The following is a 23549-nucleotide window of genomic DNA, read 5'->3' on the forward strand; positions in this document are numbered from 1 at the left end:
GGACGCGTACGCGCTTCCGTACGCGGACAAGAGCCGCGGGAACGAAGAAGAGCGCGGAACCAGGGACCGTAAACCTGGTTCCGCGCTCTCCCGCTTGTGACCGCCCGACGGCACGAGGCTGGCGCGACAGGACGTTCGCGCCGCCGGGCGGAGTCTGTGGGGTGCGTGCTCCCGGGGCCGGCGGACGGAGTCCGACGCAGCCGTCCCGAAGCCTGCGAAGCAGTGCGAGGGCGGCGTCGGGAGTGGGTCGTTCGCGCCGCCGGGCGGAGTCTGCGGGGTGTTGCGGGGTCCCCTCGGAAGGGGGCGTTGGGACCGCGGTGGTGCCGACGGGCGCCGTGGCGGTTCCCCTTCTTTCAGGTCAAGAAGGGGGCCCGGCGTCCTTACCACCGCACTGGCTCGGCGCCGCCGCGGTCCTCACGCTTGTCCGGTTCACCGGCCACCCCTCATCCGGGCCGGCGATCCGGACCACGTACGGCACTGACCTCCCGTCAGGTGCCGTACGCAGTCTGGGTGCTGCTGTGCGGTCAGTCCTCGCGCAGGGCGCGGACCGCCTCGGCCACGCGCTTGCCGTAGTCCGCGTCGGCGGCGGCGAAGTGCGCGAGGTTCTTCTCGATGACGTCCTCGCGGGACACCTGGGAGAGACCGCCGGCGATGTTGGCGATCAGACGGCCCTTCTCGTCCTCGGACATCAGGCGGTAGAGCTCACCGGCCTGGAAGAAGTCGTCGTCCTTGGTGTGCGCGGGCGCCTCGTGGGTGCCGGTCCAGCCGTGGATCGCGAGCGGCGCGGAGAGCGCGGCGTCGGTCTGGGCCGGGCCCTGGTACGAGTTGGGCTCGTAGTTCTTGTCGTGGCGCGAGCCCTGGCGGGTGGCCATGGCGCCGTCGCGGCCGTAGTTCTCGGCCACGGTCGCCTTGGGGGCGTTCACCGGGAGCTGGGTGTGGTTCACGCCGAGGCGGTAGCGGTGGGCGTCCGCGTAGGCGAAGAGGCGGCCCTGGAGCATCTTGTCCGGCGAGGGGCCGATGCCCGGGACGAAGTTGTTCGGGGAGAACGCGGCCTGCTCGACCTCGGCGAAGACGTTGTCCGGGTTGCGGTCGAGGACCAGCCGGCCGACGCGCTGCAGCGGGTAGTCGCTGTGCGGCCACACCTTGGTGAGGTCGAACGGGTTGAAGCGGTACTCGGCGGCCTCGGCGGCCGGCATGACCTGGACGTACAGGGTCCAGCTCGGGTTCACACCGCGCTCGATGGCCTGGAGCAGGTCGGTCTGGTGCGAGTTGGCGTCCTTGCCGACGAGCTCGGCGGCCTGGTCGGCGGAGAGGCTGCGGATGCCCTGGTTCGTCTTGAAGTGGTACTTCACGAAGAAGGCCTCGCCCGCCTCGTTGGTCCACTGGTAGGTGTGCGAGCCGTAGCCGTTCATGTGACGGTACGAGGCGGGGATGCCGCGGTCGCCCATGAGCCAGGTGATCTGGTGGGTGGCCTCGGGGGCGTGCGCCCAGAAGTCCCAGACGTTGTCCGGCTCCTGCTTGCCCGTGAAGGGGTCGCGCTTCTGCGAGTGGATGAAGTCGGGGAACTTGATCGGGTCCTTGATGAAGAACACCGGGGTGTTGTTGCCGACGAGGTCGTAGTTGCCCTCTTCGGTGTAGAACTTCAGGGCGAAGCCGCGGGGGTCGCGGACCGCGTCCGCGCCACCGAGCGAGTCGGCGACGGTGGAGAAGCGGAGGAAGGTCTCGGTCTTCTTGCCGACCTCGCCGAGGAAGTTCGCCTTGGTGTACGCGGTGACGTCGTCGGTCACCTCGAAGTAGCCGTACGCGCCGGAACCGCGGGCGTGCACCACGCGCTCCGGGATCCGCTCACGGTTGAAGCGCGCGAGCTTCTCCAGCAGGTGCTGGTCCTGGAGGAGGAGAGGGCCACCGACGCCGGCGGTGGCGGAGTTCTGGTTGTCGGCGACGGGGGCGCCGGACTCGGTCGTAAGCACGCGCTTCGACATCGTGACCTTCCGTACGGGAGCTCTGCTGACGGTCCGAGGAGCGTAAATTCGGCTCGAACGTAACGTCAACAGTTTGTTGAAAATGAAGTGTGGTGTTCCGGTCGGCGGCGACGCCTGGGCGCGACAGGACAGGTGTCAGCGCCGCCGCCGACCGGAAATCAGGGGCCCCGGTGAAGGGGCTGGGGCCTGGCCCGAGGGACAGGCCCCGGGAATCAGACCTGCTGGCCGGAGAGGCGCTCGACGGCGCGCAGCAGGGCCGAGTGGTCCAGGCCGCCGTCACCCTGGGCGCGCAGCGAGGCCACGAGCTGGGCGACGACCGCGCCGACCGGGAGGGCCGCACCGACGTTGCGGGCGGCGTCGGTGACGATGCCCATGTCCTTGTGGTGCAGGTCGATCCGGAAGCCGGGCTTGAAGTCCCGGTTCAGGAAGTTGTCCTTCTTGCGGGTCAGCACGGTCGAGCCGGCCAGACCGCCGTTGAGGACGTCCAGGGCGGCCTGGAGGTTCACGCCGGACTTCTCCAGGAAGACCACGGCCTCGGCGCACGCCTGGATGTTGACCGCCACGATCAGCTGGTTGGCGGCCTTCACCGTCTGGCCGGAGCCGTGCGGGCCACAGAGGACGATCGTCTTGCCGAGGGCCTCCAGGATCGGGAGGGCCTCGTCGAAGTCGGCCTGCTCGCCACCGACCATGATCGAGAGCACGGCCTCGATCGCGCCGGCCTCGCCGCCGGACACCGGGGCGTCGATGACGCGGATGCCCTTCTCGGCGGCGTTCTTGGCGAGGTCCACCGAGGTCTGCGGGGTGATCGACGACATGTCGACGATCAGCGCGCCCTGCTTGGCGTTCTCCACGATGCCGGCGGGGCCGTAGGCGATGGCCTCGACCTGCGGGGAGGCGGGAACCATCGTGATGATGACGTCGGCGTCCTTGACGGCCTCGGCGATCGACGCGGCGGCGGTGCCGCCGGCCTTGGCGAGACGGTCCAGCTTGTCCTGCTCAAGGGTGAAGCCGGTGACGGAGTAGCCCGCCTTGATCAGGTTCTCGGACATGGGGGAGCCCATGATGCCGAGGCCGATCCACGCGATCTTGGGAAGGTTGCTCATGAGGGTGCCTCTCAAAACAAGGTAGAACGGGGAGGGGGCCTGCGTCAGCGAGCCGGGCGGGCCTCTGCGGGCAGCCACTCGAAGGACGCGGCGGCGTCGGCGGCCTTGTACTCCAGGCCGACCCAGCCGTCGTAACCGGCCTTCTTCAGCTCGTCGAGGAGCTGCTCGAGCGGCAGGTCGCCGGTGCCCGGCGCGCCGCGGCCCGGCTTGTCCGCGATCTGGACGTGACCGGTCTTGTCGGCGTACTGCGCGATGACCGCGCTGACGTCCTCGCCGTTCATGGCCAGGTGGTAGATGTCGAGCAGGAACTTGGCGTTCCCGAGCCCGGTGGCCGCGTTGACCTTGTCGACGACCTCGATCGCGGAGGGGGCGCTCACCAGCGGGTAGAGCGGCGACTCCGGCTTGTTGAGGGTCTCGACGAGGAGGATCGCGCCGATGCGGTCGGCCGCACGGGCGGCCAGGACCAGGTTCTCCAGGGCGAGGGTGTCCTGGATCTGCGGGTCCACGCCCTCGACGCGGTTGCCGTAGAGCGCGTTGAGCGCCTTGCAGCCGACCGAGGCGGCGAAGTCGGCGGCCACCTCGATGTTGGCGCGGAAGCGGTCCGACTCGTCCCCGGGCACGGAGAGGGCTCCGCGGTCCGGGCCGGGCAGCTGCCCGGCGTAGAAGTTCAGGCCCACCAGCTGGGTGCCGGCGTCCTCAAGAGCCTTCTTGAGGGCGTCGAGCTCGCTCTGCTCGGGGGTGGCGGTGTCGATCCAGGGCCACCACAGCTCGACCGCCGTGAAGCCCGCCGCGGCGGCGGCCGCGGGGCGCTCCAGGAGCGGGAGTTCCGTGAAGAGGATCGACAGGTTCACATCGAAGCGCTGGTCCGTGTATCCCATGAGGGGCGGCGCTCCTTCCGTATTGCGGAAGTAAGTTTCTGTCTGACGGAATGTTGCAAGGCGGGTGACGTACTTGTCAAGAGGTCCCCGCAGGTCCGGCGCTCCCGTAGCGCGGAGCTGGGCCGTAGCGTGGGGCCATGGAGCGTTTGAGAGTGGAGTTCACGACCGAGCCGTTCGACCTCGACGAGGCGCCGGCGCACGCGGTCGTGGCTCGTGAGGTCATCCAGTCGGCCGAACTGGACGCGGTCGACGTCGGCCCCTTCGGCAACACGGCGGAGGGCGGTGCCGACGCGGTGCTCACCGCCGTCGACGCCCTGCTGCGCAAGTCGCTCGCGGCCGGCGCCACGCGCGTCTCGCTCCAGGTCAACGTGATCGGGGAGGGCGAGAAGTGAGCGAGCACCCCTTGGTCGCGGCCGTGAAGCCCCTGGTGGACGCCATGGGCGCCGAGCTGCTCGTCCCCGCGCAGGCGGAGGGCGACGACGTCGTCCTGTCCTGGGAGGGCGAGGACGTCCTCGCCGTGCGGCTGCCGCAGCTCTCGGACTCCCTGGACCACATCCTCGCGGCGATGCAGCGGCGGCACGGGATGCCGCTGGCCGAACTGGACCGCAAGGCGAAACAGGAGGTCGTCCGGATCCTGGAGGCACGCGGTGCCTTCTCCGTACGCCATGGAGTGGAGACGGTGGCCGGCGCGCTCGGTGTCAGCCGCTTCACCGTGTACAACTACCTGAACCGGGAGACCGCCCTGAACAGGGAAAAGGCCACCAAGGGCGAGTAGTTGATCATGTTTACCCACCAGCCGTCGTCCAGATGTCGGGACGACGGCTTTTGTGTGGCCGAGTTTTCAACAAAGTGTTGACGTTGTGTTGCGGAGGGCGTTAGCTATCCGCAGCCCGTCCGACGCACAGCGAAAAACAGCCACGGAGGCTTCCCGTGACTTCAGGTACGACACCGGGCCTCACCCGGTTCAACACCTCCTCGGACAGCGAGGCCGTCGCCGCGCTCCACGAGGTGTGTTCCAGTTCGGCGTGGGGGAGCAAGCTGCTCGCCCAGCGCCCGTTCACCACCGCCGAAGCCCTCTTCCTCGCCAGCGACGCCGCCATGGCCGAGCTGACCACCGAGGACCTGGCCGAGGCGATGGCGGGGCACCCGCCGATCGGTCGTCCGAAGGCCGGGGACCCGACCTCCTCGCGCGAACAGAGCGGGATGGCCGGCGCCTCCTCGGAGCTCAAGGCCGAGATGCTCGAACTCAACCTGGCCTACCAGGACAAGTTCGGTCATGTCTTCCTGATCTGCGCCACCGGCAGGACCGGCGAGCAGATGCGCGACGCGGTCCGGGAGCGGATCGGCAACTCGCCCGAGGCGGAGCGGGAGATCGTCCGCACCGAACTGGGCAAGATCAACCGCATCCGGCTGACCCGTCTCGTGGAGACCCCCGAGGTCCCCGAGACCTCCGAGACCTCCGAGGAAGAGAGCTCCGCATGAGCACCGACACCACGGCCTCGGTGTCCACGCACATCCTGGACACCAGCATCGGCCGCCCGGCCGAGGGCGTGGCCATCACGCTCGCGGCCCGCAGCGGCTCCGACGCGCAGTGGGTCACGCTCGGTGGCTCCGCCACCGACGCGGACGGGCGCTGCAAGGACCTGCCGGCGCTGCCGGAAGAAACCACCCACGTACGTCTCGACTTCGAGGTCGAGACCTACTTCTCCAAGAAGCAAGCCGAGGCGCAGCAGGACGCCCCCCGCGTAAGGGACAGCGGTGCGTTCTTCCCGGAGGTGGCGATCACGTTCGCCGTCACGCCGGGCGAGCACTATCACGTACCGCTGCTGCTCAACCCGTTCGGCTACTCCGTTTACCGAGGGAGCTAGCAGACATGCCCACGATTCTCGGCCAGAACCAGTACGGCAAAGCAGAGAACCGCGTCGTCAAGATCACGCGGGACGGCGCCACCCACCACATCAAGGACCTGAACGTCTCCGTCGCCCTCTCCGGCGACCTCGACGACGTCCACCTCACCGGCTCGAACGCCCACTGCCTCCCCACCGACACGACGAAGAACACCGTCTTCGCGTTCGCCAAGGAGTACGGCATCGAGTCCGCCGAGCAGTTCGGCATCCACCTCGCCCGCCACTTCGTGACGAGCCAGGAGCCGATCAAGAAGGCGCGCATCCGGATCGAGGAGTACGCCTGGGAGCGCATCGCCTCCTCGGACGCCAACTCCAAGTTCATCGGCTCCGACGAGGTCAACCACTCCTTCGCCCGCAAGGGCCAGGAGACCCGCGTCACCCAGATCAGCTACGACGGCGAGAAGTGGGAGGTCATCTCCGGCCTCAAGGACCTCGTCGTCATGAACTCCACCAACTCGGAGTTCTGGGGCTACATCAAGGACCAGTACACGACGCTCCAGGAGGCGTACGACCGCATCCTGGCCACGCAGGTGTCCGCCCGCTGGCGGTTCAACTGGACCGACGACGAGCAGCGCATGCCCAACTGGGAGCGGTCCTACGAGCAGACCAGGAAGCACATGCTCGAGGCCTTCTCGGAGACGTACTCGTACTCCCTCCAGCAGACGCTGTACCAGATGGCCACGCGCATCATCAACCACCGCTCGGAGATCGACGAAGTCCGCTTCTCGCTCCCGAACAAGCACCACTTCCTGGTCGACCTCGAGCCCTTCGGCCTGAAGAACGACAACGAGGTCTACTACGCCGCCGACCGCATGTACGGCCTCATCGAGGCCACCGTCCTCCGCGACGGAGCCACGGCGCAGATCCCGGTCGACATGACCAACCTCTAAGCGGCATCTGAGTGACGGCCCCGCCCGCCCGCAGTCGGGCGGGGCCCGCACCAGAGCGGAGGCATTTCCATGGCACAGCCCGCAAAGGGGCCGGCGCACGCCGAAGGCCCGTGTTCCACCCCGCCGGACACCACCCACCAGGTCCATCCGGTGGACGAGAAGCTCCCCGCCTCGCGGCTCGTCCCCGCGGCACTCCAGCACATCGCCGCCATGTACGCCGGCGTGGTCACCCCTCCGCTCATCATCGGCCAGGCCGTCGGCCTGGACGCCGCCGGGATGACCCGGCTCATCGCGGCCAGCCTGCTCATCGCCGGCTGCGCGACCATCCTGCAGACCCTCGGCCTCGGACGCTTCGCCGGCAACCGGCTCCCGTTCGTCAACGCCGCCTCGTCCGCCGGCATCGCCCCGATGCTCGCCATCGCCGAGACCAGCGCCCCCGGACACCAACTCCCCGCCATCTACGGCGCGGTGATGGTCGCCGGAGTCTTCTGCCTCGCCGTCGGCCCCTTCTTCGGCAAGCTCCTGCGCTTCTTCCCGCCGCTCGTCACCGGCGTCGTGATCACCCTCATCGGTGTCACCCTGATGCCCGTGCCCGTGGGCTGGGCCCAGGGCGGCGACAAGACCGCCGCCGACTTCGGCGCCATGAAGTACCTGGCGCTCGCCGGCTTCACCCTCGTCGTCATCCTGCTCTTCCAGCGCTTCGGCAAGGGCTTCGTCAAGCAGATCGCCCTGCTGCTCGGCCTCCTCATCGGCACGCTCGCCGCGATCCCCTTCGGGATGGCCGACTTCAGCGCCCTGCGCGAAGCGCCCGTCGCGGCCCTGCCCGCCCCCTTCGCCTTCGGCGCCCCCGAGTTCCAGCCCGCCGCGATCCTCTCCCTGTGCATCGTGATGCTGGTCCTCATGACCGAGTCCAGTGCCGGCATGCTCGCCCTCGGCGAGATCTGCGAGCGGCGCAGCGACGGGAGGACCATCACCCGCGGCCTGCGCACGGACGGCATCGCCACCCTGCTCGGCCCCGTCTTCGGCGGCTTCCCGACCTCCGCCTTCGCGCAGAACGTCGGCGTCGTCTCGCTGACCCGGGTCCGCTCCCGGTACGTGGTCGCCGTCGCCGGCGGCGCCCTGCTGGTCCTCGGCGCCTTCCCCGTCCTCGGCGCGGTCGTCTCCATGGTCCCGATGCCCGTCCTCGGCGGCGCCGGCATCGTCCTCTTCGGCTCGATCGCGGTCAGCGGCATCCGTACCCTGTCCGAGGCCGGACTCGACGACAGCTCCAACATCATCCTGGTGGCCGTCGCGCTCGGAGCGGGCATCATCCCGCTCGCCGCGCCCACCTTCTACGCCGGCTTCCCCGCCTGGGCGCAGACGGTGCTCGGCTCCGGCATCAGCGCGGGCGCGCTCGTCGCGGTCCTGCTCAATCTGTTCTTCCACCATCTCGGCACCCGGACCCGTCACGCGGCTCCGGCACTCAAATCCTCCTAGGGTCCTGCCGTGCCCGAACCATCCCCGAGGAATGAAGGAAGCACCGCCATGGCAGCACCTTCGGCAGCCCAGCGCATCGTCATCGAGAACGCGGCGATCGCGACCGTGGACGCGAACGACACCGAGTACGCCTCCGGCCACCTCGTCGTCGCCGACAACAAGATCGAGTCCATCGGCGCCGGCAAGGCGCCCGAGGGCCTGGAGAACGTGGTCCGCAGGATCGACGCCACCGGTCATCTGGTGACGCCCGGTCTGGTCAACACCCACCACCACTTCTACCAGTGGATCACCCGGGGTCTGGCCACCGACCACAACCTCTTCGACTGGCTGGTCGCGCTCTACCCGACGTGGTCGCGGATCGACGAGTCGATGGTCCGCGTGGCCGCGCAGGGCTCCCTGGCGATGATGGCCCGCGGTGGTGTGACCACGGCCATGGACCACCACTACGTGTACCCGCAGGGCTCCGGCGACCTCTCCGGCGCCATCATCGGCGCGGCCTCCGACATGGGCGTCCGCTTCACCCTCGCCCGCGGCTCCATGGACCGCAGCGAGAAGGACGGCGGCCTGCCGCCGGACTTCGCCGTCGAGACCACCGAGGGCGCGCTCGCCGCGACCGAGGAGACGGTGCGGAAGTACCACGACGCCTCCTTCGACGCGATGACCCAGGTCGCCGTCGCTCCCTGCTCGCCCTTCTCGATCTCCACCGAGCTGCTCCGCGAGGGCGCCGCGCTCGGCCGCCGTCTCGGCGTGCGCATGCACACCCACGGCTCGGAGACGGTGGAGGAGGAGAAGTTCTGCCACGAGCTCTTCGGCATGGGCCCGACGGACTACTTCGAGTCCACCGGCTTCCTCGGCGAGGACGTGTGGATGGCGCACTGCGTCCACATGAACGACTCCGACATCGAGGCCTTCGCCCGCACCAAGACCGGTGTGGCGCACTGCCCGTCCTCCAACGCGCGCCTCGCCGCCGGCATCGCCCGCGTACCGGACATGCTCAAGGCGGGCGTCCCCGTCGGCCTCGGCGTCGACGGCACCGCCTCCAACGAGTCCGGCGAGCTCCACACCGAGCTGCGCAACGCGCTCCTCATCAACCGCCTCGGCGCCCACCGCGAGTCCGCGCTCAACGCCCGCCAGGCCCTGCGCCTCGGCACCTACGGCGGCGCCCAGGTCCTCGGCCGCGCCGACAACATCGGCTCGCTCGAGGCCGGCAAGCTCGCCGACTTCGTCCTCTGGAAGATCGACGGCCTCGGCCACTCCTCGATCGCCGACCCGGTCACCGCCATCGTCTTCGGTGCCGCGGCCCCGGTCACCGCCTCCTTCGTCAACGGCAAGCAGATCGTCGAGAACAACCGACTGCTGTTCGCCGACGAGGAGCAGATCGCGCGCGACGCGCGCGCGGAGGCACAGCGTCTGGCCCGTATCGCGGCCCAGGCCTGATCCTCCCCACGGAGTCCGACCGAGGGGGACGGCCCTCGGTCGGTCGCCGCGGACCCGAGCGGGGTCCGCGGCAGCCCGACCGGGTGGTGCCGTACGCAAAAGTCGTACGGCACCACCCGGGACGGTGAATCGTGCCCGCACCCCCACACCGGGCACCCGTCCCCGTGCCGCACCCCCTCCGCGGCACCGCTCCGCCCCGTACCGCTCCACCTCGTACCGCTCCACCTCGTACCGCTCCACCCCGTACCGCGCCGCATCTCTTCCGCGGCACCGCTCCACCCCGCAACGAGCCGCACCTCCTGCACTTCGCACCGCATCGCACCACCTCCCTGAACCCCGCGTCACCGCCGACGTGTAACCGACCGGAGGAACCGCCGTGGCCGCCAAGCCCCAGGTTCGCAATGCACCAGACGCAGGCCCCGCTCCCGAAGACCGCGAGAAGCATCCGGTCGACGAGACGCTGCCCCCACTCAAAATGCTCACCAGCGGCCTCCAGCACGTCGCCGCCATGTACGCGGGCGTCGTCGCCCCGCCCCTGATCGTCGGAGCCGCCGTCGGCCTGTCCGGCACCGAGCTCACCTTCCTCACCGGCGCGAGCCTCTTCACCGCGGGACTCGCCACTTTCCTCCAGACCCTCGGCGTCTGGAAGATCGGCGCCAAGCTGCCGTTCGTCAACGGCGTCACCTTCGCCGGCGTCGCACCGATGCTCGCGATCGTCGACACCACCGAGAACAAGGCCGACGCGCTCCCCGTGATCTTCGGCGCGATCATCGTCGCCGGACTCCTCGGCTTCGCCGCCGCCCCCTTCTTCTCCCGGCTCGTGCGGTTCTTCCCACCGGTCGTCACCGGCACCGTGATCACCCTCATCGGTGTCTCCCTCCTCCCGGTCGCGTTCGGCTGGGCCCAGGGGCCCAATCCCAAGGCGGCGGACTACGGTTCGACCACCTATCTCTCGCTCGCCGGCATCACGCTCGTCGTGGTCCTGCTGCTCCGCCGCTTCACCCGCGGCTTCCTCAAGCAGGTCGCGGTCCTCGTCGGCCTCGTCCTCGGCACGCTCATCGCCATACCGTTCGGGGTCACCGACTTCTCCCCGGTGACCGAGGCGGACATCGTCGGCTTCCCGTCCCCCTTCCACTTCGGCGCCCCGCAGTTCGCCCTCGCCGCGATCATCTCCATGTGCGTGGTCATGCTGGTCTCCATGACCGAGTCGACCGCCGACATGCTCGCGCTCGGTGAGATCGTCGAACGGCCCGCCGACGAGAAGACCATCGCGGCCGGACTGCGCGCCGACACCCTCGGCTCCGCGCTCAGCCCGCTCTTCAACGGCTTCATGTGCAGCGCCTTCGCCCAGAACATCGGCCTGGTCGCCATGACCAGGATCCGCAGCCGCTTCGTCGTCGCCTGCGGCGGTGGCTTCCTGGTCCTCATGGGCCTCTCGCCGGTCGCCGCCTCGCTCATCTCGGTCGTGCCCCGGCCGGTCCTCGGCGGCGCGGGCGTCGTCCTCTTCGGCTCGGTCGCCGCCAGCGGCATCCAGACCCTGGTCAAGGCCGGACTGGAGAAGGACAACAACGTGCTGATCGTGGCCGTCTCACTGGCCGTCGGCATCATCCCGATCACCAAGCCGGACTTCTACCACGCCTTCCCGGAGACCGCGCAGATCATCCTGGACTCCGGCATCTCGACCGGCTGCGTGGCAGCCGTCCTGCTCAACGTGGTCTTCAACCACCTGGGCAGGGGCCGCGACGCCGACGAGGTCACCGCGCCCATGGAGCCCGGCGAGGAGATCTCCGGCAGCCACTCCGTGAAGGCGGCGCACGTCCACTGAACCCGCTCCTCGTCCCACCGCCCGCCCCGGTCCCCGCGCACGCCGCGGGGCCCGGGGCCGTGGTGCGTGGCGACCGCACGGGACCCGGGGCCGTGGTGCTGATCAACCCCAACACCTCCACCGCCACGACCGCGATGATGACCGCCATCGCCCGGCGCACCCTGGGGCCCGCCCTTCCCGTCCGGGGCGTGACCGCCGCCCGGGGCCCGCGCATGCTCACCGACCCGGAGGCCCTGCGGGCCGCCGCTCCCGAGGTCCTCGCCGCCGGCCTGCACGCCGCGGCCCGGGGCGACTGCGCCGCCCTCCTCGTCGCCGCCTTCGGGGACCCGGGCCTCGCGGCGCTGCGCGCGGCGACCGGCATCCCGGTCGTCGGCCTCGGCGAGGCGGCGCTCCTCGAAGCGGCCGCCGGGGGAACCCCCTTCGGCATCGCCACCACCACCCCGCTCCTCGCCGACGCCATCCACGCGCGTGTGACCGCCCTCGGCCTCGCCGACCGGTACACCGGCCTCCGGCTCACCGCCGGCGCCCCCGAACGCCTCTCGGCCGACCCGGAGCTCCTCCTCGACCGCCTGGAGCGTGCCGTCCGCGCCTGCGCCGAACGGGACGGTGCCCGCGCCGTCGTCATCGGCGGCGGACCGCTCGGCGAGGCGGCCGAGGAACTCCGCGCCCGCTGCGCGGTCCGCGTCGTCGCCCCCATCCCGGCGGCCTGTCGAGCGATCGGCCACCTGCTGAAGGCCTGACGGGCGACGGGCCGGCGGGCGGCGGGCCGGCGGGCGGCGGCCCGATGGGCGGACAGCGGACACACGGCGCTCACTCCTCCACCGCGATCCGGCGACGGCACTCCCGGGCCAGCGGGGGATAGGCGGCGGCGATCGCCTCGTACAGCCGCCGCCTCAGCAGCCGTTCGGCCTCGCCCCGCCCGGTCTCCCCGTACAGCCCGTCGAGCAGCGACTCGTACCGCGACAGGGCGTGCCGCAGATAGCTCACCTGCCACCGCACGAGCGCCCCGGCGGGTGCCTCGGCCGGTCCCCCCTCCCGCCGTGGTCCGGGACTTCGCGCCCCCAGAAGGTGCCGGTGCCGCACGGACCGCCGTTCCAGCTCGGGCTGCGGCAGCAGGGGCACCTCGATCGGCTCGGCGCGGATCGCCGTCAGGACGGCGGCTCGCCGCCGCTCGGAGTGGACCCCGGCGGCCGAGGCCCGGGCCCGGCAGAGCGCGGCCGTCTCCGTGAACTCGGGCGTCCGCTCCACCGTCTCCACCCGGGCCAGGAGGTAGAGCCGGACGGGCGCGAGGGACCAGCGGCGCGGGTCGCGCCCCTGCACGTCGGGTGTGCCGAGCAGATCCCGCACCATCGCGTCGGTCCAGCCGCGCCGGCGCACCCCGGCGAGCGACACATAGGTCGTACGGTCCGTCATGATTCCCCCTGAGTCGACTACGGAGCGTGACGATTTCAGTGAAGCGCACCCCACTGACAACGCCCTCTTGCCGAGTCCGCGCCCGCTGTGCGATATAGGTCTGGACCTTTTCGACGGACGGAGGCCGGCCCGTGCAACGCCCGCTCGCCGCAAGCCTGTTGACTGCCCTCGCGTTCGCCCTCGCCCTCACCGCCTGCTCCGATGCCCCCGCACCCGCGCCGAAGGACACCCGGGCGCCCACCGTCCCCACCGGAGTCACCGCCACCGCCGGCAGCGCGCGCACCGTCCACGTCATGTGGAGCGCGGCCACCGACGACCGTGCCGTCACCGGATACGCCGTCTACCGCGAGGGCCGCAAGGTCAAGGACCTCCCCGCCACCACCCTGATGACCGACGTCGTCGGCCTGCGCCCCGCCACCGCCTACGCGTTCACCGTCCGCGCCCGCGACGCCGCCGGCAACGTCTCACCCCCCAGCGCCACCGTCACCGCCACGACCCTCCCGGCCGTCGCCGAGGACCGCACACCCCCGACCACCCCGACCGCCCTCCACGTCACCGCCGACGGCGGCCGCGCCGCCACCCTCCGCTGGGCCCCGGCCCGCGACGACACCCGGGTCACCGCGTACGACGTCTACCAGGCCGACACCCGCATCCACACCGTCCCCGGCACCGCCACCACCGCCCACCTCACCGGCCTGCGCCCCGGCACCGCCTACGCGTTCACCGTCCGCGCCCGCGACGCCGCCGAGAACTCCTCCCCGGACAGCGCCCCGGCCGACCTCACCACCGCCCCGTCCCCGGGCGCCCCGCCGAACACCGCCCCCAGGGACCTCACCGCCACCGCAGGCAAGGGCGAGATCACCCTCACCTGGACCCCACCGATCACGGGCGCCCCCGTCACCCACCACGAACTCCACCTCAACGGCCGCTTCACCACCACCATCATCTGGGGCACCGCCCCACCCCCCGGCCGCGCCACCTACACCTTCCCGGTCCAGGACCCCCCGGGCACCCGTTACACCGTCACCCTCCGCGCCCAGCTCCCGGACGGCACCTGGGGCGACTTCTCCGCCCCGAGGACCGTGGTGGTGCGCTGAACTCCACGGCCCGTGGCCGGAATCGCACCCTTTCGCCGGGAACCACCGCCCCTCACCCTGCGACCAGGGGATGCGACGGGCCGCTGGGGGGCGCCGATGACCGAGCCGATCTACGTACCCGCACTGCCCGCCCGGTGGAGCGCGCTCACCGCGTACGACAACCTGGCGCCGGACGTACGCGCACGCGTGGCACCACTCTGGACCGTCCCGCCCCGTGTCGCCCGCACCCAGGGCCGGCACCCGTACGACCCCGACCCCGCCGCGCTCGCCCGCCACGCCCACGACGCCCTGGACGAGATCGCGCGGGTCCAGCGCGATCGGCCGGCCTGGATCGACACCTGCCACGTCGAGCGTGAACAGGGATTCCCGGGCGTCGGCGCGTGCCGCCCCCCGCTGCGGCCCGTCACCGGCATCGAGCGGGACGCCGGCCAGCAGGTGGCCTGTGCCGAGGCGGCCCGTGCCGGCGGCACCGGCCTCGGCATCCGGGTGCGCCCCCACACCGCCGAGGGCACGGCGGACGTGCTCTGCCGTCTCCTGCACCGGATCGCGTTCGCACGGTGCCCGGTGGACCTCCTCCTCGATCTGGGAGCGGTCGACGAGGACCAGGGCGCGGACCACACGGCGCTCCACGCCCTGAACCTCCTCGGCCCCCTCCACCCCTGGCGCACCGTCGTCCTCCTGGCCGGCTCCTTCCCCCGTGCGTTCCCCGAGGGCTACGGAGCGTCCCTGGCCGAGACGTACCGGGCCGACCGGTTCCTCCCGGACCGACTCCGCCACGCGACCGGCGGGCGCGGGCCGCATCTCGTCCACGGCGACTACGGGGCGCACGACACGGCGAGCGCCGACCGGGTCTCCGACACGGGGGACGACCCGTTCCGCGGCGCCCTGCGCTACACCGCCGCGCGCACCTTCCTGGTGGGCGAGGTGCCGGCCGAGTCCGGCCACCACCTCACGGTCCGCGCGCTCGCCCGCGCGATCGTCGACACCCCCGACTTCAGGGGAGCGGCGTACAGCGCGGGCGACCGCTGGCTGCGCGCCTGCGCCGACGGCAGTGGGCTTCCCGGCACCGGGCACCCCGATCTCTGGATCTGCGCCGGCCACATCCAGCACCTCACCCACGTCGCCCGTGAACTGCGCCGACACTCCTGACCCGTGCCCCTTGCCTGCCGGAACCGGCTCCCCGGAATTACCCTGGGAAGCGTGGCCGGGACCGTTCTCACCAACACCGGGCTCGACAGCTTCCTCGACGGAGCGCCCGAGCATCGTGACCCCGCGTTCGCGCGGGCCGCCGAAGCGGTCCTGGGACTGCTCGCCCTGCGCGGCGCCGATCGGGCGACGGGCGTGCCCGAGCCGACGCCCGGCCTCGTCCGGCAGCTCCTGGTCGAGGACCTGCCGACCTTCGTGTACGCGCCGCCCGGCGAGCTCGCCGCCTACCCGGCCGTCCTCGGGGCCCTCGCGGCGCGGTTCGACGGGGGGCGGCGCGAGCGGATCGCCGTCGTCGTCGCCGAGTCCGCGCCCGACTTCGAGCGCGCCATGAACGACCCCGGCAACCTCACCTGGCACCGCTGGTACGCCTCGCTCCTGCGGACCTGCGGCGCCGACCTCGCCGACCCCGAGGACGTACGCCGCCGGCTCGCCGCACTCGACGGCGCACCGCTCCCCGACGGCGTGCGCCGCGCCCACCTCATGGGGCGGACAGCCCTCGCCGACGTCCTGCTCGCCGAGGCGCTCACCCGTGCGTACGTACGGGACGCCGAGGCGCCTCCGGCCACCGGGCCGCTCCTCACCGACCACGCCGTCGCGACCGGCATCGGGCAGCTCGCCGCCGCGCTCCAGGACCGGTGGACCGCCGCCGGTCTCGCCGAACAGCTCGCCGGCCCGTACGCGCGGTTCGCCCCGGGACCCGAGGCCTTCCCCCATCTCGTCCTCGCCGACGCCCTCCTCGACGAGCACCTCGACTACTACGGCGACCCCGCCGCCCCCGTACCGCCGCCGCCCAGGATCGAGGCCGGGCCCGTCGAGGAGGACGCCGACACTCTCATCGCCGCCGTCGAGGAGCTCGCGGAGGAGGAGTTCGAGCCCTACGGGGGCGAGGCGCCGCACCTGCTGTACGCGGTCTACCAGCGCGGCTGCTCCGCCGAGTCCGTCGCCCGCAAGGCCGCCGAGTACGAGGACTGGGCCGTCGATCCGGCCCTGGAGGACCTGCCGGTCACGGTGCCGGACGCGGCACCCGACGCGTACACCACCCCGCCGCTGCCCGAGCTCGTACGGCTCCTCGGCACGGCCGAGCTGACCGAGGCCGACCGGGCCCGCCTCGAAGGGCCGGCCCGCGACCTCGCCGCGGTCCTCGACCACCTCGCCGCCACCGGCCTCGTCTTCCGCGGCGGCGACGCCTTCGGGCTCACGCCGCGCGGCGCCGGCGTCGTGCGCTACCTGCTCGGAGTACGCGGGGTCGCCGCGCCCGACACCGCCGAGGCCGCCGCCTGGACCGCGCCGGACCTGGTCGCCGCGGCCGGGGGCTGGTCCGCGTGCGTCGCCGCGCGCGTACTCGCCGACTGGCTCCACGCGCGCGGGGACACCGCCGACGCCTGGTCCCAGCTGCTCGCCGCCCTCGGCACCGTCCACGCCGGCACCTCCGAGGGGGCCGCGACCCGCGGTCTGTTCGCCGCTCTGGACACGTCCGGCGCACCGCCCGAAGCCCTGCGAGGCGCCCTCCGCGACCCGGTCATCGGCGCGTACGCCCTGGAGGCCCTGCGCGTGAGGGGCGAGGAGGCGGACCCGATCCAGGTGCGGACCTCGGCCCGGGCCCTGCACGTCCTCGACGCGCTGCCGGCCAAGAAGGGGCCCCTGGAGTCCCGCCGCGCGGCCTTCGACGCGGCGGCGGCCGCCTGGCCCGGCGGTTCCGCCGCCCTGCTGCGCGCGATGGCCGAGGCGGACCGTCACGAGACCGAGCGGGTCCTCGGCCCGCTCGGCATCACGCTCCCGTGACGGTGATCGCCAGGCCGCGTCCGGAAAGTCCCGCCCGGCCCGCGACGTCTGGCACCCCCTAGCCCGCCGTGAGGTACATCCCCGACGGCCCCGTCCCCGCGGTGTTCCGGCAGCTCTGGTTCCCCGTCGGGCGGGCGTTGATCAGGGCCAGGCAGCGTCCGAGGGCCTGCTGTCCGTAGGCGTTGGGGTGCATCGACTCCTGGACGAGCCCCTGCGTGCTCTGGCTGTCGATCCAGCGCGCCCACTCGCTCGTCGTCCCCGACGGAGGCACGGTCGACGTGACCTGCTTGCTCGCCTTCGCGCAGACCTCACGGCCCTGGAGCGCGTCCCTCAGGTCCAGGAACTGCACGCCCTTGGCCGTGGCGACGCCCTTGAGGCGGTCGGCGATCTGGGGGACCAGGGAGTCGCGGGCCCAGTCGGAGTCGCCGTTCCAGAAGGGGCAGCCGCCGGTGTTGGTGCGGGCCCAGCCGCTCTCCGCGTACCGGTTGTCGGCGGCGCGCGGGATGGGGGAGGGGTACGACTGGAGGACGATCCGGTAGTCGGAAGCGGCGTAACCGGCGGCGGACATGACCGCCCGGATCTCGTCGACGGAGCGGCCGACGTCGGCCATCACGCCGTCGATCTTCGCGTCGACGACGTCCTGCTGGTCGTCGTTGCAGTACGAGTACCAGACGATGTAGTCGGTCGCGCAGGTGCTGATGATGTCGGCGAAGCCGAGGTCGTTGCCGCCGATGGACAGTGCGATCAGCTTGACGTCGTTCGCGGCGGCCACGGCCGCCAGCTGGTCGGCCTGGGGGGCCTCTCCCTTGAAGGCCTGGCCGCCCTGGGAGGCGCGGAAGACGTTGTCCGTCGTCGCGCCGGAGCAGGCGAGGTTGATCATGGAACTCGCGATCGGACCGGCGCTTTTGACCTCGGCGGTGTCCGAGCGGTCGCAGCCGCCCGCGGTGGCGCCGTACACCCGGGACGGGTCGTAGGTGCTGCCCGTCCAGGCGCGGTCGGTGCCGTTGCGGCTGCCGGAGTTCGTGAGGCTGTTGCCCAGCCAGCGGCCGGCCTCGCCGGAGATGTAGCTGTCGCCCATGGTGACGACGGCGGTGGGGCCGGCGCCTGGGGCGGCATGGGCGGACGGGACGGCGACGGAGGCGAGCCCGGCGGCGGTACACAGTGCCAGGAGTGCGCGCAGCGCACGGTGGGGGGTCGAAGGCATGGCTGTGCTCCTGCGGTATGCGGTGACGCAGTGACGTGCGGGACAGCCGCCGGCCGGTGGCATGGCGGAATCTCGCACGGCGTGACTTGTTACCGCTAGGTAGCTGCATATCTCGGTTCCGTCACGTCGCCTGTGGCGCAACCGGGAACGCGACAGGGCTCCGCCCCCGGCGATGTGCGTCACCGGGGGCGGAGCCCTGTTCAGGAGGCGTGCGGCCGCTGTGCGGTCGGCCGACGTGTGTGCGTCAGCCGACCAGCTGCTCGTACGCGGGAAGCGTCAGGAAGTCCGCGTAGTCCGCGTCGAGGGAGACGTGCAGGAGCAGGTCGTGGGCCTGCTGCCACTTGCCGGCCGCGAAGGCCGCCTCGCCGATCTCGGCACGGATCGCGGCCAGCTCCTCGGCGGCGACCTTGCGGGCGAGCTCGGGGGTGGCCTTCTCGCCGTTCTCGAACACGACACCCGCGTTGATCCACTGCCAGATCTGGGAGCGGGAGATCTCGGCGGTGGCCGCGTCCTCCATCAGGTTGAAGATGGCGACGGCGCCGAGGCCGCGCAGCCACGCCTCGATGTAGCGGATGCCGACCTGTACGGCGCTCACCAGGCCGTCGTACGTGGGCTTCGCGTCCAGCGAGTCGATCGCGATCAGGTCGCCCGGGGCCACCGAGACGTCCTCGCGGAGGCGGTCCTTCTGGTTCGGCCTGTCGCCGAGGACGGCGTCGAAGGAGGCCATCGCGATCGGGACCAGGTCGGGGTGGGCGACCCAGGAGCCGTCGAAGCCGTCGCCGGCCTCGCGGTCCTTGTCGGCCTTGACCTTCTCGAAGGCGACCTTGTTGACCTCGGCGTCCTTGCGGGACGGGATGAACGCCGCCATGCCGCCGATCGCGTGCGCTCCGCGCTTGTGGCAGGTGCGCACGAGGAGTTCGGTGTACGCGCGCATGAACGGGGCCGTCATCGTGACCGCGTTGCGGTCCGGCAGGACGAACTTGGCTCCGCCGTCACGGAAGTTCTTGACGATGGAGAAGAGGTAGTCCCAGCGACCCGCGTTCAGGCCGGCGGCGTGGTCGCGGAGCTCGTAGAGGATCTCCTCCATCTCGTACGCGGCCGTGATGGTCTCGATGAGGACCGTGGCGCGGACGGTGCCCTGCGGGATGCCGACGTAGTCCTGGGCGAAGACGAAGATGTCGTTCCAGAGGCGGGCCTCCAGGTGCGACTCCGTCTTCGGGAGGTAGAAGTACGGGCCCTTGCCGAGGTCGATCAGACGCTGGGCGTTGTGGAAGAAGTACAGCCCGAAGTCGACGAGCGCGCCGGGCACGGGGCGTCCGTCGAAGGCGAGGTGACGCTCCTCCAGGTGCCAGCCGCGCGGCCGCATGACGACGGTGGCGAGCTCACCAGCCGGCTTCAGCGCATAGGACTTGCCCGACTTCGGGTCCGTGAAGTCGATCTTCCGGGAGTACGCGTCGATCAGGTTGACCTGGCCCAGGACCACGTTCTCCCAGGTCGGCGCCGAGGCGTCCTCGAAGTCGGCGAGCCAGACCTTCGCGCCGGAGTTGAGCGCGTTGATCGTCATCTTCCGGTCGGTCGGGCCGGTGATCTCGACGCGGCGGTCGTTCAGGGCCGCCGGGGCCGGCGCGACCTTCCAGGAGTCGTCGGCGCGGATCGCGGCGGTCTCCGGAAGGAAGTCCAGGGTGGACGTGCGGGCGATCTCGGCGCGACGCTCCGCTCGGCGGACGAGGAGCTCGTCCCGGCGCGGGGTGAACCGCCGGTGCAGTTCGGCGACGAAGGCCAGGGCGGCCTCGGTGAGCACCTCCTCCTGACGCGGCAGGGGCTCGGCATCGACGACGACCAGGGGGGACGGCGCTGGTGCGGACATGAACTGTCACTTCCTTCAGCGGACTTCACGGGCGGTGCCATGCGGCCGCCGGGCGTCACGGGACGGCACGGAGTGCCGCAGGCGCCGAGATACGGCCGCGAGCGCCCTCTGTACCAGCAGGCGCTTCTGAACAGTGGATACTAGTTTCCTCATGGTGGAAGTTCAATGGTTTGTTGATGTCGAGATTCTCCGGATCGACAGAACGCGGCGCTCAGTGCCAGCCCGTTCACTCCAGGTGTGCCAGGTCCGCCTCCGTGTCGATGTCATAGGGCTCGGCCACATCCGAACAGTCCACCGGGGTGATCGCATCCCGGTGCGCCGCCAGATAGTCCCGTGCGCCCCGGTCGCCCACCGCGCTCTCCGCGATGCCCGCCCAGTGCCCGGCGCCGAACAGCACCGGATGGCCCCGCTGCCCGTCGTACGAGGCCGCCGCCAGCGAATCCCTCGATCCGTACGCCGCCCGGACCCGGGCCACGGCCTCCGCCCCGATCCCCGGCTGGTCGACCAGCAGGACGAGCGCCGCGTCCACGCCGCGCGGGTCGGCGGCCAGCGAGGCGAGCCCGGCCCGCAGCGAGGAACCCATCCCCTCCGCCCACTCCGGGTTGTCCACCAGCACGCAACCCGGCAGCTCCGCGCGCTCCCGCACGACCTCGGCCGACGCCCCCAGCACCACGTGCACCGCCTCGCACCCGGCCTCGCGCAGCACCCCGACGGCGTACTCGACCAGCGGCCGCCCCCGATGCGAGAGCAACGCCTTGGGCCGCCCCCCGAGCCGCCGCCCACCCCCGGCGGCGAGCAGCAGTCCGGCGACGACGGGGGTTCGATCTTCCGCTGTTGTCATGGGAACTGCATACCTCATGAGGCGGAATGACACGGTCGCCTGAATTCCGTCCACCAAGGGTGGCGCGCCGGGGTGGCGAAGGAGTTAACTGACCCGCGACTCACGGCGCCCGACCGCCGTCCGGGGGAGGTCGGCTCGGAGTGTTCGGAGTGTTCGTCGTACGGAGTTCTGCGCACAGTGTTGTGCGGGGGGAGAACCATGTTGCGAAGCGTGGGGCAGAGGCGAGTGACCGGCGAGGGCGTGGACCCCAGGGTGGCCGAACTGCGGTCCGCCGTGTCCCGGCTCCGGCGCGAACTGGCCGCGCACCGGGTCGAGTTCGCCGACCGGGAGATCGCCGAGGACGAGCTCGCCGCCCTTGACGCCATGGCGCTCAGCGGCGACCCCGAGGTGCGGCGGCTGCGCCGCTCCCTGCTTCTCGTCGCGGGCTCCGTCGGCTCCGTCAGCGCCCTCGCCGAGGGCCTCGCCGGGGTCCGTCGCGCCGTCGAGCTCTTCGGGCCCCCGCAGCCCGGGCAGTAGGCAGGCGACCGGGCCGAGGGCCGGCCCGGCGACCTCCGGCGGCCGGGACCAGGGTCGGTCCGACGGTCTCCGGCGGCCGGGACCAGGGCCGGCCCGGCGACCTCCGGCGGCCGGGACCAGGGTCGGTCTTACGGCCTCCGGCGGCCGGGGCAAGGGTTCCGCGGAGGCCCGTCCGGGCCGGGACCCGGCGCCGAGAGGACGAAGCGCCCCGCCATCAGCGCTCACCCGTGGCGGGTGAGGCGGCCGCCGACCCTTTCGGATGTGATGGCGGAGAGAGTGGGCCCGCCCGCTCACCCTCTCCGCTGCCACTGACACCGGCAGCCAGGCCCGGCGAGGTGGCGACCGTGAAGAAATGGCGCGCTCTGATCGTGCTGGGGACGGCCCAGTTCCTGATGGTGCTGGACACCTCCGTCATGAACGTCTCCATCAGCCAGCTGGTCGAGGACTTCGACACCGACGTGACCGCCATCCAGGCCGTCATCACCCTGTACGCCCTGGTCATGGCAGCCTTCATGATCATCGGAGGCAGGATCGGGGACATCCTGGGCAGGCGTCGCGTCTTCCTGATCGGCATGGCGGTCTACGGCGTCGGATCGGCCCTGACCGCCGTCGCGCCCACCCTGTGGGTGCTGGCCCTGGGATGGTCGGTCATCGAGGGGCTCGGCGCCGCCCTGGTGCTCCCGTCCATGGCGGCCCTCGTCGCCGAGTCCTACCGGGGCCGCGACCGCTCCGCCGCGTACGGCGTCATCGGGGGTCTGGCCGGCGCCGGCATCGCGGTCGGTCCGCTGCTCGGCGGCTGGGTGACGACGTACCTCACCTGGCGCCTGGTCTTCGCCGGCGAGGTCGTGGTGGTGCTGGCCGTACTGCTCCTGCGGCGGGCGATTCCGGCACAGCCCCCGGCGAGCCGGCGTCCGGGCCTGGACGTCGTCGGCGCCGGGCTGTCGGCGGCCGGCCTGGGCCTCGGCGTGCTCGGCGTGCTGCAGAGCAGCACCTGGGGATGGGTGGAGCCGCGCAACCCGCCCTTCACCGTCTTCGGCTTCGCCCCCACGCTGTTCGTGATCGGGGCCGGGGTGGTGGTCCTGTTCCTCTTCCGGGTCTGGGAGGAGAGACGGGAGGCCCGAGGAGACGACCCCCTGATCCATCTGGCCCTGTTCCGCAAGCCCACCCTGCGTTCGGGGCTGATGACCCTGCTGAGCCAGAACCTCATCCTGCTGGGGCTGTTCTTCACCATCCCGCTCTACTTGCAGGTGGTGCAGGGGCTCGACGCCTTCGAGACGGGACTGCGGCTGCTGCCGGTCTCCGTCACCATGCTCGCGGCCTCCCTGGGCGCGGCGAAACTCGGGCGCGGACTGGGCCCGCGGCGGATCGTACGGCTGGCCCTGGTGCTGCTCCTCGCCGCCATCGTCTGGCTCCTCGGCACCATCGACCCCGTCATCGACGACGCCCAGTTCTTCTGGGCCATGGCGCTCCTCGGACTGGGCATGGGGCTGCTGGCCTCGCAGCTCGGCAACGTCGTCCAGTCCAGCGTGGGGGAGCGGGAACGCAGCGAGGTCGGAGGTCTGCAGTTCACCGCCCAGAACCTGGGGTCCGCGCTGGGCACGGCCCTCATCGGATCCCTGCTGATCGGAGCCCTGGCCCAGGCCTTCACCACCGAGGTGGAGGACGACCCGAGGCTCTCGGACGAGGCACGCCGGCAGACGAGCGTCGCCCTGGAGGCCGGGATCAACTTCGTCTCCACCGACCAGGTCCGCTCGGCGGCGGAGAGCGCGGGGCTTCCGCCGCATGAGGTGGACGCCGTCACCGACTCCTACGCCTCGGCCCAGCTCGCCGGCCTCAAGGCGGCCATCCTCGCGACGGGGGGCGTCACCCTGGCGAGCTTCCTGGTGACGCGCGGTCTGCCCGGCGCCGGCGAGGCCGGGGGTGCGAGCCGCGACCGGGACGCCGCCGGCCCCAACCCGCCGGAGCCCGACCCCACACCGGAGCCCGGACCCCACCCGCCGGAGCGCGGCCCGGCCGGCCCGTGAATCACCCGCGGAGGGTGAGGCAGGCGGAGACACGGAGGCGGACCATCGAAGTCGCTCGGACTGCACGTGGTGGAACTGCGTCCACTGCCGGAACGGCCGAG

The 23549-nt window shown here is 71.7% G+C and carries 21 protein-coding genes; 14 read left to right on the forward strand and 7 right to left on the reverse strand.

The window, feature by feature from the left end; translation table 11 throughout:
- Positions 1 to 524: 524 nt before the first annotated feature.
- From ACN9M0_RS29360 to ACN9M0_RS29370, 3 genes are all read right to left on the reverse strand, one after another.
- On the reverse strand, positions 525 to 1982 hold the full coding sequence (locus tag ACN9M0_RS29360) for a catalase (RefSeq protein ID WP_366039444.1): 1458 nt from the start codon (positions 1980 to 1982) through the stop codon (positions 525 to 527).
- 212 nt (positions 1983 to 2194) lie between these two features.
- Positions 2195 to 3085, reverse strand: coding sequence for a 2-hydroxy-3-oxopropionate reductase (locus ACN9M0_RS29365; protein ID WP_366039445.1), 891 nt, complete (start codon positions 3083 to 3085; stop codon positions 2195 to 2197).
- Positions 3086 to 3129: 44 nt separating this feature from the next.
- Positions 3130 to 3963: a TIM barrel protein gene (locus tag ACN9M0_RS29370; protein ID WP_366039446.1), complete on the reverse strand. Its 834-nt coding sequence runs from the start codon at positions 3961 to 3963 to the stop codon at positions 3130 to 3132.
- 137 nt (positions 3964 to 4100) lie between these two features.
- Between ACN9M0_RS29370 and ACN9M0_RS29375 the strand changes: the two genes are divergently transcribed.
- The 9 genes from ACN9M0_RS29375 (at position 4101) to ACN9M0_RS29415 (ending at position 12238) form a co-directional block, all read left to right on the forward strand.
- Positions 4101 to 4355, forward strand: coding sequence for a hypothetical protein (locus tag ACN9M0_RS29375; protein ID WP_078908558.1), 255 nt, complete (start codon positions 4101 to 4103; stop codon positions 4353 to 4355).
- A 44-nt stretch (positions 4356 to 4399) separates the two neighbouring features.
- Positions 4400 to 4738, forward strand: a complete 339-nt coding sequence (locus tag ACN9M0_RS29380; RefSeq protein ID WP_366039466.1) for a helix-turn-helix domain-containing protein — start codon at positions 4400 to 4402, stop codon at positions 4736 to 4738.
- A gap of 155 nt (positions 4739 to 4893) precedes the next feature.
- Positions 4894 to 5445: a 2-oxo-4-hydroxy-4-carboxy-5-ureidoimidazoline decarboxylase gene (gene uraD / locus ACN9M0_RS29385; RefSeq protein WP_366039447.1), complete on the forward strand. Its 552-nt coding sequence runs from the start codon at positions 4894 to 4896 to the stop codon at positions 5443 to 5445.
- A complete protein-coding gene (gene uraH / locus ACN9M0_RS29390; protein ID WP_366039448.1) occupies positions 5442 to 5831 on the forward strand; it encodes a hydroxyisourate hydrolase in 390 nt (129 codons plus the stop codon). The genes uraD and uraH overlap by 4 nt, the downstream gene beginning before the upstream one ends.
- A gap of 5 nt (positions 5832 to 5836) precedes the next feature.
- Positions 5837 to 6760 (forward strand): factor-independent urate hydroxylase, encoded by a 924-nt coding sequence (pucL, locus tag ACN9M0_RS29395; protein ID WP_366039449.1) that lies wholly within the window; start codon positions 5837 to 5839, stop codon positions 6758 to 6760.
- Between the two features lie 69 nt (positions 6761 to 6829).
- Complete coding sequence (locus tag ACN9M0_RS29400; protein WP_366039450.1) at positions 6830 to 8236, forward strand: nucleobase:cation symporter-2 family protein; 1407 nt, start codon at positions 6830 to 6832, stop codon at positions 8234 to 8236.
- A 48-nt stretch (positions 8237 to 8284) separates the two neighbouring features.
- Positions 8285 to 9673 carry an 8-oxoguanine deaminase gene (locus ACN9M0_RS29405; protein WP_366039451.1) on the forward strand — a complete coding sequence of 463 codons (1389 nt, stop codon included), beginning with the start codon at positions 8285 to 8287 and terminating at the stop codon, positions 9671 to 9673.
- Positions 9674 to 10049: 376 nt separating this feature from the next.
- On the forward strand, positions 10050 to 11498 hold the full coding sequence (locus tag ACN9M0_RS29410; protein WP_399700254.1) for a nucleobase:cation symporter-2 family protein: 1449 nt from the start codon (positions 10050 to 10052) through the stop codon (positions 11496 to 11498).
- A 92-nt stretch (positions 11499 to 11590) separates the two neighbouring features.
- Positions 11591 to 12238, forward strand: a complete 648-nt coding sequence (locus tag ACN9M0_RS29415) for an aspartate/glutamate racemase family protein (RefSeq protein ID WP_366039453.1) — start codon at positions 11591 to 11593, stop codon at positions 12236 to 12238.
- 70 nt (positions 12239 to 12308) lie between these two features.
- Here the strand turns inward: ACN9M0_RS29415 and ACN9M0_RS29420 are convergent, their stop codons facing one another.
- The gene (locus tag ACN9M0_RS29420) at positions 12309 to 12911 is read right to left on the reverse strand and encodes a hypothetical protein (RefSeq protein WP_366039454.1); all 603 of its coding nucleotides are present in this window, start codon (positions 12909 to 12911) and stop codon (positions 12309 to 12311) included.
- A gap of 131 nt (positions 12912 to 13042) precedes the next feature.
- Here ACN9M0_RS29420 and ACN9M0_RS29425 point away from each other — a divergent pair, with 131 nt between their 5' ends.
- The 3 genes from ACN9M0_RS29425 (at position 13043) to ACN9M0_RS29435 (ending at position 16996) form a co-directional block, all read left to right on the forward strand.
- The gene (locus ACN9M0_RS29425) at positions 13043 to 14008 is read left to right on the forward strand and encodes a fibronectin type III domain-containing protein (RefSeq protein WP_426404469.1); all 966 of its coding nucleotides are present in this window, start codon (positions 13043 to 13045) and stop codon (positions 14006 to 14008) included.
- A 96-nt stretch (positions 14009 to 14104) separates the two neighbouring features.
- Positions 14105 to 15157 carry a beta family protein gene (locus ACN9M0_RS29430; protein ID WP_399700247.1) on the forward strand — a complete coding sequence of 351 codons (1053 nt, stop codon included), beginning with the start codon at positions 14105 to 14107 and terminating at the stop codon, positions 15155 to 15157.
- Positions 15158 to 15208: 51 nt separating this feature from the next.
- Entirely contained in the window at positions 15209 to 16996 is a 1788-nt protein-coding gene (locus ACN9M0_RS29435) for a hypothetical protein (RefSeq protein ID WP_426404470.1), read from the forward strand.
- Positions 16997 to 17054: 58 nt separating this feature from the next.
- On the opposite strand, the gene ACN9M0_RS29440 is transcribed toward ACN9M0_RS29435, so the two are convergent.
- The 3 genes from ACN9M0_RS29440 to ACN9M0_RS29450 form a co-directional block, all read right to left on the reverse strand.
- Positions 17055 to 18200, reverse strand: a complete 1146-nt coding sequence (locus ACN9M0_RS29440) for a GDSL-type esterase/lipase family protein (RefSeq protein ID WP_366039458.1) — start codon at positions 18198 to 18200, stop codon at positions 17055 to 17057.
- 244 nt (positions 18201 to 18444) lie between these two features.
- The gene (aceB, locus tag ACN9M0_RS29445; RefSeq protein WP_366039460.1) at positions 18445 to 20067 is read right to left on the reverse strand and encodes a malate synthase A; all 1623 of its coding nucleotides are present in this window, start codon (positions 20065 to 20067) and stop codon (positions 18445 to 18447) included.
- Between the two features lie 226 nt (positions 20068 to 20293).
- On the reverse strand, positions 20294 to 20908 hold the full coding sequence (locus tag ACN9M0_RS29450) for a nucleotidyltransferase family protein (protein WP_366039461.1): 615 nt from the start codon (positions 20906 to 20908) through the stop codon (positions 20294 to 20296).
- Between the two features lie 198 nt (positions 20909 to 21106).
- On the opposite strand from ACN9M0_RS29450, the gene ACN9M0_RS29455 reads away from it, so the two are divergent.
- Together ACN9M0_RS29455 and ACN9M0_RS29460 are read left to right on the forward strand one after the other, a co-directional pair.
- The gene (locus ACN9M0_RS29455; protein WP_366039462.1) at positions 21107 to 21424 is read left to right on the forward strand and encodes a DUF5955 family protein; all 318 of its coding nucleotides are present in this window, start codon (positions 21107 to 21109) and stop codon (positions 21422 to 21424) included.
- Positions 21425 to 21768: 344 nt separating this feature from the next.
- On the forward strand, positions 21769 to 23448 hold the full coding sequence (locus ACN9M0_RS29460) for an MFS transporter (RefSeq protein ID WP_426404471.1): 1680 nt from the start codon (positions 21769 to 21771) through the stop codon (positions 23446 to 23448).
- Positions 23449 to 23549 lie beyond the last annotated feature (101 nt).

It is taken from the genome of Streptomyces sp. R-07, assembly GCF_049913175.1.
Taxonomy (GTDB): domain Bacteria; phylum Actinomycetota; class Actinomycetes; order Streptomycetales; family Streptomycetaceae; genus Streptomyces.

Excerpts from the sequence above, each read along its gene's own strand:
- ACN9M0_RS29360 (WP_366039444.1), bottom strand. The coding sequence starts at position 1,982 with ATGTCGAAGCGCGTGCTTACGACCGAGTCCGGCGCCCCCGTCGCCGAC.
- ACN9M0_RS29365 (WP_366039445.1), bottom strand. The coding sequence starts at position 3,085 with ATGAGCAACCTTCCCAAGATCGCGTGGATCGGCCTCGGCATCATGGGC.
- ACN9M0_RS29370 (WP_366039446.1), bottom strand. The coding sequence starts at position 3,963 with ATGGGATACACGGACCAGCGCTTCGATGTGAACCTGTCGATCCTCTTC.
- ACN9M0_RS29375 (WP_078908558.1), top strand. The coding sequence starts at position 4,101 with ATGGAGCGTTTGAGAGTGGAGTTCACGACCGAGCCGTTCGACCTCGAC.
- ACN9M0_RS29380 (WP_366039466.1), top strand. The coding sequence starts at position 4,400 with ATGGGCGCCGAGCTGCTCGTCCCCGCGCAGGCGGAGGGCGACGACGTC.
- uraH (WP_366039448.1), top strand. The coding sequence starts at position 5,442 with ATGAGCACCGACACCACGGCCTCGGTGTCCACGCACATCCTGGACACC.
- pucL (WP_366039449.1), top strand. The coding sequence starts at position 5,837 with ATGCCCACGATTCTCGGCCAGAACCAGTACGGCAAAGCAGAGAACCGC.
- ACN9M0_RS29400 (WP_366039450.1), top strand. The coding sequence starts at position 6,830 with ATGGCACAGCCCGCAAAGGGGCCGGCGCACGCCGAAGGCCCGTGTTCC.
- ACN9M0_RS29405 (WP_366039451.1), top strand. The coding sequence starts at position 8,285 with ATGGCAGCACCTTCGGCAGCCCAGCGCATCGTCATCGAGAACGCGGCG.
- ACN9M0_RS29420 (WP_366039454.1), bottom strand. The coding sequence starts at position 12,911 with ATGACGGACCGTACGACCTATGTGTCGCTCGCCGGGGTGCGCCGGCGC.
- ACN9M0_RS29430 (WP_399700247.1), top strand. The coding sequence starts at position 14,105 with ATGACCGAGCCGATCTACGTACCCGCACTGCCCGCCCGGTGGAGCGCG.
- ACN9M0_RS29440 (WP_366039458.1), bottom strand. The coding sequence starts at position 18,200 with ATGCCTTCGACCCCCCACCGTGCGCTGCGCGCACTCCTGGCACTGTGT.
- aceB (WP_366039460.1), bottom strand. The coding sequence starts at position 20,067 with ATGTCCGCACCAGCGCCGTCCCCCCTGGTCGTCGTCGATGCCGAGCCC.
- ACN9M0_RS29450 (WP_366039461.1), bottom strand. The coding sequence starts at position 20,908 with ATGACAACAGCGGAAGATCGAACCCCCGTCGTCGCCGGACTGCTGCTC.
- ACN9M0_RS29455 (WP_366039462.1), top strand. The coding sequence starts at position 21,107 with ATGTTGCGAAGCGTGGGGCAGAGGCGAGTGACCGGCGAGGGCGTGGAC.